This window comes from Streptomyces sp. Mut1 (assembly GCF_030719295.1).
Classification (GTDB): domain Bacteria; phylum Actinomycetota; class Actinomycetes; order Streptomycetales; family Streptomycetaceae; genus Streptomyces; species Streptomyces castrisilvae.
In genome coordinates, this window is the sequence record NZ_CP120997.1 from 3,885,981 (window position 1) to 3,904,761 (window position 18,781).

Sequence of the window (18,781 nt, forward strand, 5' to 3'; positions counted from 1 at the left end):
GTTCCCTACAACTCGAGTCTGACGTCGAACCAACCGCCAGGTCTGACGACTGCTGTGGTGCGCGCCACTACCGTCGGTCCTGTGAATGTCATCGCTACCGAAGGCCTGAGTAAGCGGTTCCCCCGGGTGACCGCGCTTGACCGGCTCTCCTTGGACATCGGACCGGGTGTGACCGGGCTGGTGGGTGCCAACGGAGCCGGCAAGTCCACGTTGATCAAGATCCTGCTGGGTCTGTCCCCCGCGACCGAGGGCCGGGCCGCGGTGCTCGGGCTCGACGTGTCGACCAGCGGCGCCGCCATCCGGGAACGGGTCGGCTACATGCCGGAGCACGACTGCCTGCCACCCGATGTCTCGGCCACCGAGTTCGTCGTCCACATGGCGCGCATGTCCGGGCTGCCACCGACCGCTGCCCGCGAGCGCACCGCGGACACACTGCGCCACGTCGGCCTGTACGAGGAGCGCTACCGCCCCATCGGCGGCTACTCGACGGGCATGAAGCAGCGCGTGAAGCTCGCCCAGGCGCTGGTCCACGACCCACAGCTGGTCCTGCTGGACGAGCCGACCAACGGGCTCGACCCGGTCGGGCGCGACGAGATGCTCGGCCTGATCCGCCGGATCCACACCGACTTCGGCATCTCGGTGCTGGTCACCTCGCACCTGCTCGGCGAGCTGGAGCGCACCTGCGACCACGTCGTCGTCATCGACGGCGGAACGCTCCTTCGCTCCAGCTCCACCAGTGACTTCACACAGACCACCACGACCCTCGCGATCGAGGTCACCGACAGCGACACCCATCCCGACGGCACCGACGCCCTGCGCCGTACCCTCACCGACGCGGGCGTCGAACTCATCGGCCTGGACGGGCTGGACACGCAGGGGCTGCCCGGCGCCGGCCACATCCTGCTGATCGAGGCGACCGGCGAGGAGACCTACGACCTGGTCCGCGACAGCGTCGCCGGGCTCGGACTCGGTCTCGTACGGATGGAACAGCGCCGCCACCACATCGCCGAGGTGTTCCGCACCGGCGAGGCAGCGGCGGCGCGGACGGCGGCGGTCCCGGCCGGAGTCGTACCGCAGAGCGGTCCCGCAGAGCAGACCGGACCCGTCCAGCAGAAGGGGAGCGGTCGCGATGAGCACTGAGACCGGCGCCGCGACCGGGAGCGAGACCTCCCGGATCCACAACATCGGCTACCGCGCCTACGACGGCCCGCGACTGGGCCGCGCCTACGCCCGCCGCTCGCTGTACTCGCAGTCCCTGCGGGGCTCCTTCGGACTCGGCCGCTCGGTCAAGTCCAAGGTGCTTCCGATGCTGCTGTTCGGCGTGATGTGCCTGGTGGCGGCGATCATCGTGGCCGTCGCCATCGCCACCCCCGACTCCACGAAGCTCCCCATCAAGTACACATCGTTCGCGATCTATCTCCAGGCCGTCATCGGCCTGTTCATCGCCTCCCAGGCGCCGCAGGCCGTCTCCAGGGACCTGCGGTTCAAGACCGTGCCGCTGTACTTCTCGCGGCCGATCGAGCGCAGCGACTACGTCATCGCCAAGTTCGCCGCCATGGCCTCGGCGCTCTTCGTGCTCACCGGTGCGCCCCTTGTGATCCTTTACATCGGCGCGCTGCTGGGGAAGTTCGACTTCGCGGACCAGACCAAGTGGTTCGCCCAGGGGATGGTTTCGGTGGCCCTGCTGTCCGTGCTCTTCGCCGGCCTCGGCCTCGTGATGGCCGCGTTCACCCCGCGCCGCGGCTTCGGTGTCGCCGCCGTCATCGCGCTGCTGACCATCACCTACGGGGCGGTCTCCACCGTCCAGGGCATCGCCTGGTCCACCGAGTCCGAAGGCGCGGTGAAGTGGTTGGGGCTGTTCTCCCCGATCACGCTGATCGACGGTGTGCAGACCGCGTTCCTCGGTGCCTCCTCGGCCTTCCCCGGAGGGTACGGTCCGGGTGCCGGCGCCGGAGCCGTGTATCTGCTCGTTGTCCTCGCGCTCGTCGCCGGCTCGTACGCCGTACTGATGCGCCGCTACCGGAAGGTCGGCCTGTGACCACCATCGAGATCGACCACACCTCCCGCTGGTTCGGCAACGTGGTCGCCGTCAACGACGTGAGCATGACCGTGGGGCCTGGCGTCACCGGTCTGCTCGGACCCAACGGGGCCGGCAAGTCGACGCTGATCAACATGATGGCCGGATTCCTCGCCCCGTCGACGGGTACGGTCACGCTGGACGGCAAGCCGATCTGGCGCAATGAGGCGGTGTACCGGCAGATTGGCATCGTGCCGGAGCGGGAAGGCATGTACGACTTCCTCACCGGCCGCGAGTTCGTGGTGGCCAACGCCGAACTGCACGGTCTGGGCGACGCCGAGGCGGCCGCGGCGCTGGCCACGGTCCAGATGGAGTACGCGCAGGACCGCAAGATCTCGACGTACAGCAAGGGCATGCGCCAGCGCGTGAAGATGGCGTCCGCGCTGGTCCACAACCCGTCCGTGCTGCTGCTCGACGAGCCGTTCAACGGGATGGACCCGCGTCAGCGGATGCAGCTGATGGACCTGTTGCGGGTGATGGGAGCGGAGGGCCGGACGGTCCTCTTCTCCTCGCACATCCTCGAAGAGGTCGAACAGCTCGCCTCGCACATCGAGGTGATCGTCGCGGGACGGCACGCGGCGTCCGGTGACTTCCGCAGGATCCGCAGGCTGATGACGGACCGCCCGCACCGCTATCTCGTACGGTCCAGCGACGACCGGGCCCTGGCCGCCGCGCTCATCGCCGATCCGTCGACGGCTGGGATCGAAGTGGACCTGAGCGAGAACGCTTTGCGCATCCAGGCGATCGATTTTGGCCGCTTCACCACGCTGTTGCCCAAGGTCGCACGCGAGCAGGGCATTCGTCTGCTGACCGTTTCACCGTCCGACGAGTCCCTCGAATCGGTCTTTTCCTATCTCGTAGCGGCCTGAGGCCGACAAGGAGCTGTGACGTCATGTACGACCCCACAGTCGCCCGGCTCACCTACCGGGCGCTGCTCGGCCGGCGCCGGGCCGCCATCCTCTTCGTCCTGCCCGCGCTCCTGATCGTCATCGCGGTGGCGGTACGGATGTTCGCCGGGGCCGACGACCAGATGACCTCGGACGTGCTCGCCGGATTCGCCATCGCCACCATGGTGCCGCTGATCGGCGTCATCGCCGGTACGGGCGCCATCGGGCCGGAGATCGATGACGGTTCGATCGTGTACCTGCTGGCCAAGCCGGTGAGCCGGCCGACGATCATCTTCACCAAGCTGATCGTGGCGATCGCGGTGACCATGGTGTTCTCGGCCGTGCCCACCTTGCTCGCCGGCCTGATCCTCAACGGCAACGGCCAGCAGATCGCGGTGGCCTACACCATCGCCGCCCTGGTCGCCTCGATCGCCTACAGCGCGCTGTTCCTGCTGCTGGGGACCGTGAGCCGGCACGCGGTGGTCCTCGGTCTCGTCTACGCGCTGGTGTGGGAGGCCTTCTTCGGCAGCCTGGTGCCCGGCGCGCGGACGCTCAGTGTGCAGCAGTGGGCGCTCGCCCTGGCGGAGAAGACCGGCGGGAACGGCACGATCACCTCGGACGTGGGTCTGCCGCTCGCCACCATCCTGCTCGCCGGGGTCACCGTAGTGGCGACCTGGTACGCGGGGCAGAAGCTGCGCGCCCTGAAGCTCGCCGGCGAGGAGTGAGCGCGAACCCCTCCGACATGCGACAGCCCCCGGTCCTCGGCCGGGGGCTGTCGCATGTCGGACAGTCTTACGCGTAACTGTACGGTTATCGGTGCGTTGTGCACGGTGCGTGGAGGCAACTGGAATCCGTGGCGTCGTAGCGTTCGTGAAATATGTGATGGCCGATGCGGCGGGGGATCACCCGCCGGTCGGTTCCTTGAGTGAGTGGCAACCGTGAGCGTCCTCCGCCCCTGAAGCCCGGGGAGAGGGCTGTCCATTCCCCCGTAGCTTTCACGAACGGAAGGCACGCTCATGGCGACAGAAGTGGCCCTACTCGAATCCCGCGCGCTGCGCGACGAACAGATGGGGCGCGTCGACGTTCTGGACAAGGTGAAGTGTCTTGTCATGCTCCCGGATGGTATTCACGTTCGCACAGATGACGTGGCTCGTTACTTCGAAGTATCCACAAGGGCGGTCCGGAGGCTGACCGACCGGCATCAAAGCGAGCTTCTGGGAAACGGCATGCGCGTGCTCCGAGGCTCTGAACTGCGAGTCTTCCATAGCGACATGCTGTCGCTATGGGGTGGCAAGGGTGCCGAAAGTTATCCACAGGCTGCCACTCAGCTCCGTCTCTACACCCGTAGGACCGTCCTCAACGTCGCCATGCTTCTTCGCGACAGTGACGTTGCCCGGTGCGTGCGTACGTATCTGCTCGATGCCGAACAGGACCTGCGCGCGGGATACGCGTCGCTCGAACACCGCGTCACCCGGGTCGAGAACCACCTGGCCGGGGTGGGCACCGCGCTTCAGGAGCTGGGCCCGGTCCTCGGCCGGATGTCGCACCGGCTCGACAGCCTCGACCGGCGGCTGGAGGTCACCCACCAGGTCGTCGGCGCCATGAGCGTGCGACTGGGCGGAGTCTCCGAGGACGTGGCCCGGCTCGACGGCCGCATGGACGCGCTCGCCCGCAATCTGAAGGAGCTCAACCGCCGCAACAAGCGCTGATCCGGCCGCAGCGGGCTCAGGCACAGCGTAGAAAAGGCTCGGGGACCGAGGCAGTGCCCCGGTCCCCGAGCCGCACGGCGGGACGGCCGTTGCTACGACTCCCGGAGCAGTTGCTCCAGTACCACGGCGATCCCGTCGTCCTCGTTCGACGCGGTGATCTCCTGAGCGACGGCCTTCAGGTCCTCGTGGGCGTTGGCCATGGCCACGCCGTGCTCTGCCCAGGCGAACATGGGGATGTCGTTCGGCATGTCGCCGAAAGCGATCGTGTCCGCGGCCTTCACGCCCAGCCGGCGCGCGGCGAGCGAGAGGCCGGTGGCCTTGCTGAGTCCCAGCGGGAGGATCTCCACGACCCCCGGACCCGCCATGACCACGTCCACCAGATTGCCGACCGCCGCCCGCGCGGCCCTGGCCAGTGCGTCGTCGTCCAGATCGGGGTGCTGTATGTAGACCTTGTTCAGAGGGGCGGCCCACATCTCGGCCGGATCCTGGACGAAGACGGCCGGACGCGGACCTTCCTGTACGCGGTAGCCCGGCCCGACCAGCACTTCGCCGTCGAGCCCGTCGCGGCTGGCGGCCAGCGCCAGGGGCCCGATCTCGGCCTCGACCTTGGACAGCGCGAGCCCGGCGAGCTGCCGGTCCAGCGTCAGCGAGGTCAGCAGCCTGTGCTCACCCGCGTGGTAGACCTGCGCCCCCTGCCCGCAGACGGCGAGGCCGTCGTAGCCGAGGTCGTCCAGGACGTGCCGGGTCCACGGGACGGCGCGGCCGGTGACGATGATGTGCGCCGCACCGGCCGCGGTGACGGCGGCCAGCGCCTCGCGCGTCCGTGCGGAGACGGTCTCGTCGTCACGCAGCAGGGTGCCGTCGAGGTCGGTCGCGACGAGCTTGTAGGGGAAGGTCACTTGGCGACCGGTTCCAGCAGCTCGCGCCCGCCCAGGTAGGGGCGGAGCACCTCGGGCACCCGCACCGAACCGTCGGCCAGCTGGTGGTTCTCCAGGATCGCCACGATGGTGCGCGGGACGGCGCAGAGCGTGCCGTTCAGCGTGGCCGGCGGCTGCATGACCTTCTTGCCGCCCCGGTTGTCCCGCATCCGCACGGAGAGCCTGCGTGCCTGGAACTCGCCGCAGTTGGACGCGGAGGTGAGCTCGCGGTACTTGCCCTGGGTCGGAATCCACGCCTCGCAGTCGTACTTCCTGGTGGCCGAAGCCCCCAGGTCCCCGCTGGCGACATCGATCACCTGGAAGGGCAGCTCAAGGCCGGTGAGCCACTGCTTCTCCCAGTCCAGCAGGCGCAGGTGCTCCGCCTCCGCGTCGGCCGGGTCGACGTACGTGAACATCTCGACCTTGTCGAACTGGTGGACCCGGAAGATCCCCCGGGTGTCCTTGCCGTACGTGCCGGCCTCGCGGCGGAAACAGGGCGAGAAGCCCGCGTAGCGCAGCGGCAGCTTCTCCGCGTCGATGATCTCGTCCATGTGGTACGCGGCGAGGGGTACCTCGGAGGTGCCGACCAGGTACTGGTCGTCCTTCTCCAGGTGGTAGACGTCCTCGGCGGCCTGGCCGAGGAATCCGGTGCCCTCCATGGCACGCGGGCGGACCAGCGCCGGGGTGAGCATCGGGATGAAGCCGGCCTCGGTGGCCTGGGCGATCGCCGCGTTGACGAGGGCGAGCTCCAGCAGCGCGCCCACGCCGGTCAGGTAGTAGAAACGCGAGCCGGAGACCTTGGCGCCGCGCTCCATGTCGATCGCGCCCAGCGACTCGCCGAGCTCCAGGTGGTCCCTGGGCTCGAATCCCTCGGCGCCGAAGTCGCGGATCGTTCCGTGCGTCTCCAGGACGACGAAGTCCTCCTCGCCGCCGACCGGCACGTCCGGGTGGACGATGTTGCCGAGCCGGAGGAGCAGATTCCTGGTCTCCGCGTCGGCCTCGGCCTGTGCCGCGTCGGCCGCCTTGACGTCGGCCTTGAGCTGCTCGGCCCTCTTCAGCAGCTCGGCGCGCTCCTCGGGGGACGCCTTGGGGATGAGTTTGCCGAGCGACTTCTGCTCGGAACGGAGTTCGTCGAAGGCGGTCCCGGACGACCTGCGCCGTTCGTCGGCGGAGAGCAGGGCATCGACGAGCGCGACGTCCTCTCCCCGGTTGCGCTGGGAGGCGCGAACACGGTCGGGGTCCTCACGAATCAGGCGAAGGTCAATCACCTCTCCAGGCTACCGGTGTCGGCTTCCCCTGCTTGAACCGATAGGGGCAAGCATGGCGCTTTGCCCGAATTGCCGGTATTTGGCATTCTGAGGGCGGGCCGCTGGGCCGGAATCGAGGCGTGTATCGAGAAAAGGGGCGCTATTCCCCCAAACAGGACAGAGGGAGTGAGGGCTCCTGGTGCATCGACCTTGCTCGGCGCGGCAGTTGGTTGCCGCTTGTCCACAGGAATGGGTGATCAGTCAAAGTTATCCACAGGCTGTGGGGGAAGTCTGTGGACGCGGAGGAGGTCATTCCGGGGGGCCCGTGAAAACGCAGGGATTCACAGTCCAAACCCGCTTTATACGCTCGTTCGGGTGGGAATTGCTCGCTCTAAAGAGTTGATCAATGGAATTGAGCTGACACCGGGTGACCTGCGGCCCTGTGGGCCGGTCTGAGTGTGGTGTGTTGATTTGTCGACCATGTCGCATTGCGGTGTCGACTTGTCCCCAGCCCCGGGTGCGCGCCTGTGGATAACTTTTCCCAGTAAGGCAATCGGCTGATCCCACCAGCCGGGCAGGCAGGCGACAGCCCGCTCACCGCCTGCCCCTACCCGCCCAGCGGCTACCCGCCGGCCCCGACCTGTCAGGCGCGTCCGTCCTGGTTGCGGGCCAGCCAGTCCGAGGCCTCGGTGAACTCGGCGTCGGAGGTCCCCGCGCGCAGCGGGCGTACATCCGCCGGCGTCACACCGGCCCGCGGGTACGAGCCGAGGAACCGCACATTCGGGCAGATCCGCTTCAGCCCCATCAGCGCCTCGCCGACCCGGCGGTCGGAGATGTGGCCCTCGGCGTCCACCGCGAAGCAGTAGTTGCCGATGCCCGCCCCGGTCGGCCGCGACTGGATCAGCATCAGGTTCACCCCGCGCACCGCGAACTCCTGGAGCAGTTCGAGCAGGGCGCCGGGGTGGTCGTCCCCCAGCCAGATGACGACGGAGGTCTTGTCCGCGCCGGTCGGCGCCGCGGGCCGGGCCGGCCGGCCCACCAGCACGAAGCGGGTCTGCGCGTTCTCCGCGTCATGGATCTCGGTGACCAGCGGTTCGAGCCCGTACGTCGCCGCCGCGAACTCCCCCGCGAACGCGGCGTCGTACCGGCCCTCCTGCACGAGCCGCGCGCCGTCCGCGTTGGACGCCGCCGACTCCCATACGGCCTGCGGGAGATGGGCGGCCATCCAGTTGCGTACCTGCGGCTGCGCGGCCGGGTGGGCGGTGACCGTCTTGATGTCGGACAGCTTGGTGCCGGGCCGCACCAGCAGCGCGAAGGTGATGGAGAGCAGCACTTCGCGGTAGATCATCAGCGGTTCGCCGCTGGTGAGCTGGTCGAGCGTGGTGGTGATGCCGCCCTCGACGGAGTTCTCGATCGGTACGAGCGCCGCGGCGGCCGTACCGCCGCGCACCGCGTCCAGGGCCGCCGGTACGGAGACCATCGGGACCAGTTCGCGGGTGGCGGCTTCCGGGAGCGTACGGAGGGCGACCTCGGTGAAGGTGCCCTCGGGGCCGAGATAGGCGTAGCGCGTGGCGGACATACCGTCACCCTAATGCGCGGTGACGGCTCGGAAGTCCAGGTCTGCGGAGCCGCGGTGGCTCAGGACTCCAGAAGCCGCTGCCCCACATACTCTCCGGCCGCGGCCCCGCCCGGCACCGCGAACAGCCCGCTCGCCTCGTGGCGCAGGAAGGGGGAGAGCGCGTCGCCCCGGTCGAGCTTGCGCTGCACGGGCACGAAGCCGCGCAGCGGATCTGCCTGCCAGCAGATGAACAGCAGCCCCGCGTCCGGCGTGCCGTCGGCGGCGATGCCGTCGTGGTACGAGAACGGCCGGCGCAGCATCGCGGCACCGCTGTTGCGCTCGGGGGCGGAGATCCGGGCGTGCGCGTTGTCCGGGATCAGGAGCTTGCCGTCGGACCCGACCTTGTCGAGGTCCATGGCGGTGGTCTCCGTGCCGCCGCTGAGCGGGGCACCGTCCGACTTGCGTCGGCCGATGACCCGCTCCTGCTGCCCGACGGGGAGCTTCTCCCAGTCGTCGAGCAGCATCCTGATCCGCCGGACCACCGCGTACGAGCCGCCCGCGAGCCAGTCGTACGCGGCGTCCCGGCCGCCGGGGACGAAGATCCGCTTGTCGAAGTCGCTGTCGGCCGGCTTCGGGTTGCCGGTGCCGTCGACCTGGCCCATCAGGTTGCGGGCCGTCATCGGCCTGGCGGTGGCACCGGGCGTGCGGTTGAAGCCGTTCATCTGCCAGCGCACGGTGGCCGTCGAACCGGCCTCCTTCTGCACGGTCCGCAGGGCGTGGAACGCGACGAGCGCGTCGTCGGCGCCGATCTGCACCCACAGGTCCCCGTTGGACCGGCCGGCGTCGAGGTGGTCGGACGAGAACGGCGGCAGGGGGTCGAGGCCCGGAGGCCGACGGGAGGCCAGGCCCGTGCGTTCGAAGAAGGTGGCGCCGAAGCCGAAGGTGACGGTCAGCGAGGAGGGCCCCGCGTCCAGCGCGATGCCGGTGTCGTGCGCACTGCCGTCCGCCGCGGAGCCGGTGGCGGGTTCGCCGGCCATCAGCCGCTGGGCCGCGGCGGACCAGCGGCGCATCAGGGCGGCGGCCTCTTTGCGGCCGGCGCCGGCGGCGAGGTCGAAGGCGACGAGGTGGCCGCACGCCTGAAGCGGAGTGGTGATCCCCGGTTGATGTTTCCCGTGAAACATCACCTCGGTGGAGCCGACCGACGTCAGCGCCGTCGGTGGATCGTCGCGCGTGGCGGCATAGCCGGTGGCGCCGCCGGCCGCTCCGAGCACCAGCCCGGTCGCCCCTGCCGTGCCCGCGGTGCCGATCAGCCGCCGCCGCGAAATCGCTCCGGCCCTGCCGTTGCCACGGCTCTTGTCGCTCTTGTTGCTCGCGCTGTTTCCGCTCACGTCCTGCTCAGCCGATCTTCACGTTCTTGTCGACCGTCGTCTGGTCGATGTCCGACGTCCGCACGGTCACCGCGACGTTCCAGTCGCCCGCGATCGGGAGCTGGAGACCGGTGGCGGTCCAGTGCCCCTCGGTCAGCCGGACCGGAACGGCCGGGAGGGGGCCGATGTCCTTGGACTCCAAGGTGAACGCGACCTTCACCTCGGGAACGTCCATGGCCTTTCCGCCGCTGTCCTCGATCCACAGGTGGATCACGTTGGCTCCGGTGCGCCCAGGGTCGATGTCCATCCGTACTGTGCCCTTGCCGTTCTCGCCGCCCGTCTCGAAGGGCAGGGAGAGGTTGACGGGCCCCTCCGCCGCGGGTGCGGCGGCCGCCGTCGACGAGCGCGCCTCCTCCTCCGTACGGCCGGGCTCGGTCGAGGTCAGGACGGTGGTCACGGCCAGCAGGGCCACGGCGACGCCGACCTCGGCCAGCACGGAGCGCCGCAGAGCTGCCCGGCCGGGGTCGGCGTCACGTATCCGCTTCTTCTCGGCGGAGGCCACAGCGGCCCGCTGCCGGGCGAGCTGGGCTGCCCGGCCGGGGTCCGTGGCGGGCTCAGCCGCCGCCTCTTCCTCTTCCTCCGTCTCAGGGCCACCGGATCCGGCAGCGGCTGCCGCCTCCTCCGTGCCGCCGCCCGCCGCGAGCCGGCCCGTCCACCTGCGGGACACGGACGCGATCCCGACCAGCCCGGCGACGAGCGCCACCTTCGCGATCAGCAGCTGCCCGTATCCGGTGCCGGTCAGCGCCGACCAGGTGCCGAGCTGCCGCCACGACTGGTAGACCCCGGTCGCGACGAGGAGGACCACACTGGTGAACGCGATCGCGGAGAAGCGCCGTACCGCCGCCGCGGGGAGGTCCGGGGTGCGGTACAGCGCGGTCAGCAGGGCCACGAGCCCGCCCAGCCAGGCCGCGACGGCCAGCAGGTGGAGCACGTCCACGGGCATGGCGATACCGGGCTGGATGCCGGTCGAAGCATGTTCGGCCAGCGCCCAGGTCCCGGCGATGCCGGCGGCGATGACCGCGCCGCCGATGGCGAGGCCGAAGGTGAGGTCCTTCTTCTCGCGCGGGTCCTCGCGCTTGGCGTACGTGCCGAACAGCACCGCGACGAACAGCGCGGCGGCACCGAGCAGCAGGAGCCGCGAGACGAGTGCGGCGCCGGGCTTGGTGTCGAGGACCGCCTTCAGGCCGTCGAGGTCGAACACGTCCCCGAGCTTCCCGGACCCGGTGTACGGGTTGCGCAGGAGCAGCATCGCGATGGTGGCCGCGGTGAGCGTCATCCAGCCGCGTACCACCAGGCGCTGCAGCGGACGCGCGCCCGCGCCGCGCCGCCAGCAGGCCAGCACGAAGGCGGCGCCGCCCGCGAGCACGATGAACCCGGCGTACGCGGCGTAGCGCGCGATGTCGTAGAGCGTGCCGACGAGACCGCCCCCGGCCTCGTTGTCGGGAAGGGCGACGGTGGTCTCGGAAGGCGCGCCGATGGAGAAGGTGAAGGCGCCGGAGACCGGGTGGCTGTCGGCGGAGACCGCTTGCCAGGCGACGGTGTACGTACCGTCGGGCAGGCCGGTGCTCAGGGCGACGCCGTACTTCACGGTGGAGCCGCTGTGCAGGTCGCGCGGGGCGGCCTGGGTGTCGGCGCGCCTGCCCGAGGGGTCGAGGATACGGATGGAGTCCGCGCCGAGGGCGACCTGCTCGGAGAAGGTGAGGGTGACCTCCTTGGGCGCGGTGGCGACCACCGCCCCGTCCTGCGGATCGCTCCCGGTGAGTGCGGCGTGGGCCGACGCGGGACCCGCGACGGCCAGCAGCAGACCGAACACCGCGCCGACGAGTGCGGCGAGGAGTCCGGCCGCGGCGAGCGGCCGTCGTGCGGCGTACGGGGGCGGCCCGAAGTGCGGGGCGGTGGCTGTCATGGTCTGTCAGTCCCTCACTGCTTCTTCGGGTTGTGGGTGGTCTCCTTCACGGGAAGGTCGACCTTGACTGCGCCGGCCTTCTCGAAGTGCAGCTCCACGGACACCTTCTGGCCCTGCTTGGGCTGCTGCTTGAGCTTCGCGAACATGATGTGGTTGCCACCACGTTCGAGGTCCAGCTCACCGCCCGCGGGCACGTCGAAGGACGTCACCTTGCGCATGACCTGGTTCTTCGTCTCGTGGATCGTGACGTCGTCCGAGAGCGGGCTGGTGACCGAGGTGAGGCGGTCGGCTCCGTTGCCGTGGTTCTGCACGACGAGGAAGCCGGCCGCCATGTCGTTGACGGGCTGCGGCATGAACCCGCCGATGACCTTCAGCTCCGGCCGGTCCGAGGAGGACGAACACCCCGCCAGCGCCAGACCCGTGGTGAGGGTCAGGACGCCGGCGAGGGCTGTACGGCGGTTCACGGGTTCTCCCCCTTGACGATCTTGGGGAGGTCCTTGGTGTAGTCGTCGGGCGTGGTGTCCTCGCTGTACAGCACGTACCCCTGGTCGGTCTTCGGGGAGAACGCGAGGACCTGCGAGCCGTGCATCGAGACGATCGTGCCGTCCTTCTCCTTCTTCGGCGCGTCCATGCCGATGCCGATCTGCCGGGCGCCCGCCTGGATGGTCGGGAAGTCGCCGGTGAGACCGATGAAGGACGGGTCCTGGGACTTGAGCCAGGTGCCCAGCGAGGCGGGGGTGTCCCGCTCCGGGTCGGTGGTGACGAAGACGACCTGGAGCTTGTCCTGGTCCGCCTGGGAGAGGGACTTCTTGGCGATCGCGATGTTGCTCATGATGAGCGGGCAGACGTCGGGGCAGTGGGTGTAGCCGAAGTAGATGAGCGTCGGCTTGCCCTTGGTCTGCTCGCGCAGGTCGTACTTCTTGCCGTGTGTGTCGGTCAGGACGAGGTTCGGCTTGGTGAACGGCTGGTCGAGCACCGTCGCGGCCTTGGTCTTCGCCTCCACCGACACATCGGCGATGGGCTTCTTGCTGTCGTTGTCACTGCCGCCACAGGCGGACAGGGTGAGCGCGGCCGCGACGACGAGCGCCGCGGCCGGCACGATCTTCTTAACCATGGAGCACTTTTCCTGGTGGGTCGATGGAGCGGGTGGGGCTTGGGCCGGATCAGGTGGTGGTGCGACGGCGGCCGGCCAGGACGCCGAAGGCCACGCCGGCGACACCGATGACGATGCCGATGACGCCGAGCACCCGGGCGGCGTTGTCCTGGGAGGAGGCCGACGAGGCGGTGGTGGTCTCCCCGCTCTTGTCGGAGGCGGCGGAGGAGTCCGATGAGGCGGAGGAGTCCGAGCCGGCCGCCGCGTCGGCCCCGTGCGCGTCACCCGACGCGGCCGTCAGCTTGAGGACGGGAGCGGGGGTGTCGGGCTCGTCGGCGCCCTCCTTCTGCTCCTCGATCCAGCGGACGACCTCCTTGTTGGAGTACGTCTGGACGGCCTTGAACACCAGCTGGTCGGCGTCCTCGGGGAGCTGGCCGACGGACAGGGGGAACTGCTGGAAGCGGCCGGGCTCGATCTTGCCGCCGGTCCAGGTGACCTTGGAGACGGCCTCGTTGATCGTCTTGCCGTGCATCTCCAGCGGCTTGTCGAGCTTGCTGGTCGTCACCTCGATGTCCCAGCCGGGCACCGGCTGCGGCATGACGGACGCCAGCGGGTGGTCGGTGGGGAAGCTGACTTCGAGCTTGGTCGTCGAGGCGTTGTCGCGCTCGTTGGGCACCTTGAAGTTGATGACGGCGTAACCGCCCTTGGCGGCCTCGCCCTGCGGCTGGACGCTGACGTGGGCGGAGGCCGTACCGGCGAGCAGCAGCACGGTCGACGCGGCGACGCCGCCGGCGAGGGCGATGCGGGAAACGTTCATGACAGGGATCACTCCACAGAGGCACGAAGGAAAGGTGCTCCGGCGCGCGGGTACGCACCGGCATCGCGACACCTCCTCCGCACGAGCGGAATGCGCGGACGACCCGCGGACGCGCCGAAAGGGCGCGTGGCGTGGGCCGGACCGCATCGCGTGGAGGGCGTCGCGTCAGGCTGCGAGGGTGAGTACGGGAGGCGGCCCGCGCCGGATCACCATGTGCTGCAACGGGTCCCCGGTCGCCGGGCGCGGCGCGTCCACGGCGGTACGCGGGGTGCGCGGCCCGGTCGTGAGTTCGCCGGACAGGCCCGCGCGCAGGGCGGAGACGAGGCCGAACGCGGCCCGCAGCGCCCGGAGCCGGGCCCCTGCCGCGATCTGCTGGGCGCCGTGGGCCGAGAGCCGGGCGAGGCGGAACAGGGCGACTTCGCCCCGCCGCAGTAGCCAGCCGGCGGCCAGCGCGGCCAGCAGGTGCCCGAGCAGCATGGGCAGGCCGGGCAGCATTCCGGCGAGGCCGGTCGTGCCGGTGGCCCAGAGGCTGTCGGAAGGGGCCGCGGCCAGGTGCTGGTGGGCCTGTGCGGTCACCGCCGCCGGGTCGACGCCCGCGGTGGTGACGATGTCGTGCGCGTCCGAGGCGTCGAGCTGGCCGGGTCCGGCGCCGCAGACGAGGCTCGCCGCGAACCGGATGAGCGCGTCCTCGCCGCCGGTGGCCCGGGGCGTCGTGGTGTGCGTGCCCAGGCCGAAGAGGACGTGCAGGGCGAGCTGTCCGCCGGCCAGGGCCGCCGCGATGCCGGGCAGCGAGCGTTCGCGCCCGGCGAGGGGGACGGCCACCGCGAGGACGCCGAGGAAGGCGGCGAGCAGCGTCCACCAGGGGACGGTCGCGCAGGCGGCCAGCGCATGCCCCGCCGCGGACAACGCGACGCAGACCGCGGCGAACACCGCGGCCCTCAGTAGCCGCATACCGGCTCCGGCGCGTCCCACAGATGTAGACATGGCCGGGCCATCATCGCACCCGGCCCCCCGCCTCCGTACGGCAGGTCCGGAAGGTCGTCTTCCGGGCGGATTGGGCGCGAGCAGGGCCGTTCGGGCGGGTTCCGCACCCTCCCGGGTGGTACGGAAAGGGTCCCGTGGGGCGGGGCTACACCGGTGTGACGCATCCGGCCATCCGCCGATCGAGCGGTAAGACGGCACGCGCGTGCTTACGACCGCCCCTGCGTGGCATACGTATCGGTATGTCTAGCCGCATCCAGGAGGCCGGAGCATGAGCATCTGGTGGTCACTCCATTTGCGGCGCGAAGCTGCGAGCGTGCCGCTCGCCCGCCGGTTCCTGCTCGGCACGATGGAATCCGCGGGCGTGGACCCGGACATCTCCTTCGACCTGTCCCTCGCGCTCAGCGAAGCCTGTGCGAACGCGGTCGAGCACGGAGGGAAGCACGACGCCGCCGGCGGCACCGGGAAAACCCGGGACGCCTGGGAGGAGCCGTCCGCCACGGCCAGTGGGCAGTACCGGGTCACCGCGTATCTGGACGGCGAGAAGTGCCGTATCGAAGTCGCCGATTCGGGGCCCGGCTTTCCCACCCGGGGCGGGCCGCACACATCCGAGCGGAAGCCCGGGAGCAGGCCGCCGGAACCGCAGCGCGCGTCGTACCCGCCCGTCACCGCCGAGGAGGGGCGGGGCCTGTGCCTGATCGAGCAGCTCGCCGACCATGTGCACTTCGGGAACCGCCCGGGGCACGCGGGAGCGGTGGTGAGCTTCGACAAGGTCCTGAAGTGGCGGGAGGGCGCCCTGCTCATGGTGTCCTGAGCGGGGCGCCCTCCGGCGCACGGGCCCGGCCCGGTGCGGGCCGGCGAAGAATCAGTCCTTCAGCCGGGCCATCCACGCCTCGATCTCGTCGGCCTGCCGCGGCAGCTTGTCCGAGAGGTTCCGGTTGCCGTCCTCGGTGACCAGGATGTCGTCCTCGATCCGGACGCCGATGCCGCGGTACTCCTCCGGCACGGTCAGGTCGTCGGCCTGGAAGTAGAGACCGGGCTCGACGGTGAGGCAGACGCCCGGCTCCAGCGTCCCGTTGACGTACGCCTCGGTCCGCGCGGCGGCGCAGTCGTGGACGTCCATGCCGAGCATGTGGCCGGTGCCGTGCAGTGTCCAGCGGCGCTGGAGGCCCAGCTCCAGGACCTTCTCCACCGACAGGTCGCCCAGCAGGCCCCACTCGACGAGCTTCTCGGTGAGCACCCGCTGCGCGGCGTCGTGGAAGTCGCGGAAGTCGGCGCCGGGCTTGACCGCGGCGATACCCGCCTCCTGCGCCTCGTACACCGCGTCGTAGATCTTGCGCTGGAGCGGTGTGAACGTGCCGCTGATGGGCAGGGTGCGGGTCACGTCGGCCGTGTAGAGGTCGTTGGTCTCGACCCCGGCGTCGAGCAGCAGCAGCTCGCCCGAGCGGACCGCGCCGTCGTTGCGCACCCAGTGCAGGGTGGTGGCGTGCGGGCCGGCGGCGCAGATCGAGCCGTACCCGATGTCGTTGCCCTCGATGCGGGCGCGCAGGAAGAAGGTGCCCTCGATGTAGCGCTCGCTCGTGGCCTCCGCCTTGTCGAGGACCCTCACGACGTCCTCGAAGCCGCGCGCGGTGATGTCGCAGGCCTTCGTCAGCTCGGCGATCTCGAAGGCGTCCTTGACCAGCCGGGCCTCGGAGAGGTGGACGCGCAGTTCCTCGTCGCGCTCGGCGGTGACCTTGTCGGTCAGCGCGGCCTCGATCTCGGCGTCGTGGCCGCGCACGTTGCGCACGGGGCCGGTGGCCTCGGTCAGGGCGGCGGGCAGCTCGCGCACGTCCTTCGCCGGGATGCCCAGCAGCTGCTCGGCCTCGGTGAGGGAGTGGCGGCGGCCGACCCACAGCTCGCCCTGGCCGTCGAGCCAGAACTCGCCGTCCTCCCGGTTCGAGCGGGGCAGCAGGTAGACGGTCGCCTCGTGGCCCTCGTCCGTCGGCTCCAGGACGAGGACGCCGTCCTCGGTCTGGTCGCCGGTGAGGTACGCGTATTCGGTGGAGGCGCGGAAGGCGTAATCGGTGTCATTCGAACGGGTCTTCAGCCGGCCGGCGGGAATGACCAGACGCTCACCGGGAAAGCGCGCGGAGAGTGCCGCACGGCGGTCGGCGGTGTGCCCGGCCTGGGCGATCGGCTCCAGACCGTGCAGTTCGGTGTCGGCCCAACCGGACTTCATGCTCGCGGCGAGCTCATCGGATACGCCCGGGTACAGGCCGTTCTTCCGCTGCTTGACCGTCTCTGTCTCTTCGGTCTCCGGGGTCTCCGGAATGAACTCCTCAGACACGACTTGTCTCTCCTTGGTACGACACTGGGCCCTCTCCATCGTACGGGCGTACGGAAGGGGGCCCAGGGCCGGAAGACCTCTTACACGGGGAGGCCGGCGCGGTGCGGAAAAAGGGGGGCGCGTCAGTCGAAGCGGGCGGCCACGACGACCACGTCCTCGGCACTGTCCGCGCGCCCGGCTCCCTCGGGCAGCACGGTGCGCACCACATGGTCGGCCACGGACCCGGCGTCCTGGCGCAGCGCCCTCGGCACGTTCGCCGCCGCCGAGTGCAGCCGCGCGAAGGCCCGGTCCATCGAGTCGCCGGCCCGGCGCAGCAGCCCGTCGGTGTAGAGCAGGACCGTCTCGCCGGGCGCCGGGGTGATGTCCACACTGGGCGCCTCCCAGCACGACAGCATGCCCAGCGGGGCGGACAGGGTGGTCTCGACGTACGAGGTGCGGCGCTCACCGACGATCAGCGGCGGTGTGTGCCCGGCCCCGGCCAGCAGGATCTTGCGGCGGGCCGGTTCGCAGTAGGCGAAGAGCGCGGTCGCCGAGCGGGCGGGCTCGGTCAGCCGCAGCAGCAGTTCGAGGTCGGAGAGCACGGCGACGGGGTCCTCGCCCTCCATCACCGCGTAGGCGCGCAGACCGGCGCGCAGCCGTCCCATGGCGGCCAGCGCGCTGGGTCCGGAGCCGCCCACCGAGCCGACGGCGAGACCGAGTGTGCCCTCCGGCAGGGCCAGCGCGTCGTACCAGTCGGTGCCGCCCTGGGGGGCCACTTGATGGCGTACGGCCAGCTGGACGCCGGGAATCCGGGGGAGCCGGGTGGGCAGGAGCTCCTCGGTCACGGTGGCGACGTCCGTCCTGGCCCGTTCCAGTTCCAGCAGGCGGGCCAGGTGCTCGGAGGCGTATCCGGCGTACAGGCCGACGAGGTGGCGCTGGCGTTCCAGTGGTTCGGCGGGTTCGTCGTAGAGCCAGACGGCTGCGGCGAGCCGTCCGGTCGCCCCGGTGGACAGGGGCAGGGCGTAGCTGGCGGCGTAGCCCAGCCGGGCGGCGACCTCGCGCCTGCGGGGGTCCACGCCGGGGTCGCCGAGCAGGTCGGGCGTGGTCAGCGGGCCTTCAGGGTTCGGCAGCCCTTCCAGGATGCGGCCGTAGGAGGTGGCGCTGCGCGGCACGGTCTCGATCTGGCCGAGTTCGGCGTGGGCCAGACCGAGCCCGGTGGTGCTGACGGGGCCGCGGCGGTCGGAAGGCTCGAAGGCGACCAGTCCCCGACGGGCGCCGACCAGGGCGGCTCCGGCTTCGAGGAACTCGTGCAGTGCGTCGTCGAGGGTGCTGGTTCTGGCCAGCCGTTCGGTGAGTTCGTGGAGCGTGGTGAGGTCGGAGACCCAGCCGGCCAGGCGGTCCTGGATGAAGGCGCCGGGCGCTGCGGAGACCTCGTCCATCGGCCCGGCAGTGTGCGCCGAAACCGGAACTGTGGGATCGATTCCAGCCACTTTTGGCAGGTGCGGAGCGCTCATGGTCGTCGGCTTTCCGAGCGGTGTGTTCCGTCGAATAGCATCGCAAACCCCCATGTCATTCTGCGCCGCTACCAGTGCATCCACATGTACACGCACAAGTAAGGCGATGTCCAGCATTGTCCCCCTGGGAAACGCGGTGTTCCCGCGTTGACCAACTTGGCCAAAAACTGCACCCTGTAGCGCCTATTCGGGGTCGACTGGGTCTGCCCGACGGGGGTGTACCTCCGGGTGAAGCCCCGGGGAGCGTCATTCCGGGCATGCTGGGTACGTAAATCCTTGGATGGCCAGGGGCGGTCGCACTCGCCCCCGGAACCTGGCAGCGGGTCCGGACGTCCTCCCT

The 18,781-nt window shown here is 70.2% G+C and carries 17 protein-coding genes; 6 read left to right on the top strand and 11 right to left on the bottom strand.

The genetic code is table 11. The annotated features are described in order from the left end of the window. Positions 1-126 precede the first annotated feature (126 nt). The 5 genes from P8A18_RS16800 (at position 127) to P8A18_RS16820 (ending at position 4,673) form a co-directional block, all read left to right on the top strand. Positions 127-1,140 (top strand): ABC transporter ATP-binding protein, encoded by a 1,014-nt coding sequence (locus P8A18_RS16800; RefSeq protein WP_306055582.1) that lies wholly within the window; start codon positions 127-129, stop codon positions 1,138-1,140. Continuing rightward, complete coding sequence (locus P8A18_RS16805) at positions 1,130-2,038, top strand: ABC transporter permease (RefSeq protein ID WP_306055584.1); 909 nt, start codon at positions 1,130-1,132, stop codon at positions 2,036-2,038. Before P8A18_RS16800 ends, P8A18_RS16805 begins: the two co-directional genes overlap by 11 nt. After that, positions 2,035-2,946, top strand: a complete 912-nt coding sequence (locus P8A18_RS16810; RefSeq protein ID WP_306055586.1) for an ABC transporter ATP-binding protein — start codon at positions 2,035-2,037, stop codon at positions 2,944-2,946. Before P8A18_RS16805 ends, P8A18_RS16810 begins: the two co-directional genes overlap by 4 nt. 23 nt (positions 2,947-2,969) lie before the next feature. Next, complete coding sequence (locus P8A18_RS16815) at positions 2,970-3,689, top strand: ABC transporter permease (protein ID WP_306055588.1); 720 nt, start codon at positions 2,970-2,972, stop codon at positions 3,687-3,689. Positions 3,690-3,980: 291 nt separating this feature from the next. Next, the gene (locus tag P8A18_RS16820) at positions 3,981-4,673 is read left to right on the top strand and encodes a hypothetical protein (protein ID WP_306055590.1); all 693 of its coding nucleotides are present in this window, start codon (positions 3,981-3,983) and stop codon (positions 4,671-4,673) included. Positions 4,674-4,765: 92 nt separating this feature from the next. Here P8A18_RS16820 and P8A18_RS16825 read toward each other — a convergent pair whose 3' ends face one another. The 9 genes from P8A18_RS16825 to P8A18_RS16865 all read right to left on the bottom strand — a co-directional run bounded on the left by P8A18_RS16825 (position 4,766) and on the right by P8A18_RS16865 (position 14,622). After that, the gene (locus tag P8A18_RS16825; protein WP_306055592.1) at positions 4,766-5,572 is read right to left on the bottom strand and encodes an HAD family hydrolase; all 807 of its coding nucleotides are present in this window, start codon (positions 5,570-5,572) and stop codon (positions 4,766-4,768) included. Further along, a complete protein-coding gene (gene serS, locus P8A18_RS16830) occupies positions 5,569-6,858 on the bottom strand; it encodes a serine--tRNA ligase (protein WP_306055594.1) in 1,290 nt (429 codons plus the stop codon). Before serS ends, P8A18_RS16825 begins: the two co-directional genes overlap by 4 nt. Positions 6,859-7,480: 622 nt before the next feature. Beyond that, entirely contained in the window at positions 7,481-8,416 is a 936-nt protein-coding gene (gene pheA, locus P8A18_RS16835) for a prephenate dehydratase (protein WP_018553966.1), read from the bottom strand. Positions 8,417-8,475: 59 nt separating this feature from the next. Then, complete coding sequence (gene efeB / locus P8A18_RS16840) at positions 8,476-9,783, bottom strand: iron uptake transporter deferrochelatase/peroxidase subunit (protein ID WP_306055596.1); 1,308 nt, start codon at positions 9,781-9,783, stop codon at positions 8,476-8,478. 7 nt (positions 9,784-9,790) lie between these two features. Beyond that, positions 9,791-11,728: a copper resistance CopC/CopD family protein gene (locus P8A18_RS16845; RefSeq protein ID WP_306055598.1), complete on the bottom strand. Its 1,938-nt coding sequence runs from the start codon at positions 11,726-11,728 to the stop codon at positions 9,791-9,793. A 14-nt stretch (positions 11,729-11,742) separates the two neighbouring features. Then, the gene (locus P8A18_RS16850) at positions 11,743-12,192 is read right to left on the bottom strand and encodes a copper chaperone PCu(A)C (RefSeq protein ID WP_306055600.1); all 450 of its coding nucleotides are present in this window, start codon (positions 12,190-12,192) and stop codon (positions 11,743-11,745) included. Further along, positions 12,189-12,842 carry an SCO family protein gene (locus P8A18_RS16855; RefSeq protein WP_306055602.1) on the bottom strand — a complete coding sequence of 218 codons (654 nt, stop codon included), beginning with the start codon at positions 12,840-12,842 and terminating at the stop codon, positions 12,189-12,191. Before P8A18_RS16855 ends, P8A18_RS16850 begins: the two co-directional genes overlap by 4 nt. 49 nt (positions 12,843-12,891) lie before the next feature. Further along, positions 12,892-13,638: a YcnI family copper-binding membrane protein gene (locus P8A18_RS16860; protein WP_306055604.1), complete on the bottom strand. Its 747-nt coding sequence runs from the start codon at positions 13,636-13,638 to the stop codon at positions 12,892-12,894. 165 nt (positions 13,639-13,803) lie between these two features. Continuing rightward, entirely contained in the window at positions 13,804-14,622 is an 819-nt protein-coding gene (locus P8A18_RS16865; protein WP_306055606.1) for a hypothetical protein, read from the bottom strand. A gap of 268 nt (positions 14,623-14,890) precedes the next feature. On the opposite strand from P8A18_RS16865, the gene P8A18_RS16870 reads away from it, so the two are divergent. Next, on the top strand, positions 14,891-15,433 hold the full coding sequence (locus tag P8A18_RS16870; RefSeq protein WP_306055608.1) for an ATP-binding protein: 543 nt from the start codon (positions 14,891-14,893) through the stop codon (positions 15,431-15,433). A 51-nt stretch (positions 15,434-15,484) separates the two neighbouring features. Here P8A18_RS16870 and P8A18_RS16875 read toward each other — a convergent pair whose 3' ends face one another. Further along, positions 15,485-16,948 (bottom strand): aminopeptidase P family protein, encoded by a 1,464-nt coding sequence (locus tag P8A18_RS16875; RefSeq protein WP_306055610.1) that lies wholly within the window; start codon positions 16,946-16,948, stop codon positions 15,485-15,487. 122 nt (positions 16,949-17,070) lie between these two features. Further along, the gene (locus P8A18_RS16880) at positions 17,071-18,558 is read right to left on the bottom strand and encodes a PP2C family protein-serine/threonine phosphatase (RefSeq protein ID WP_306055612.1); all 1,488 of its coding nucleotides are present in this window, start codon (positions 18,556-18,558) and stop codon (positions 17,071-17,073) included. Between the last annotated feature and the right edge of the window lie 223 nt (positions 18,559-18,781).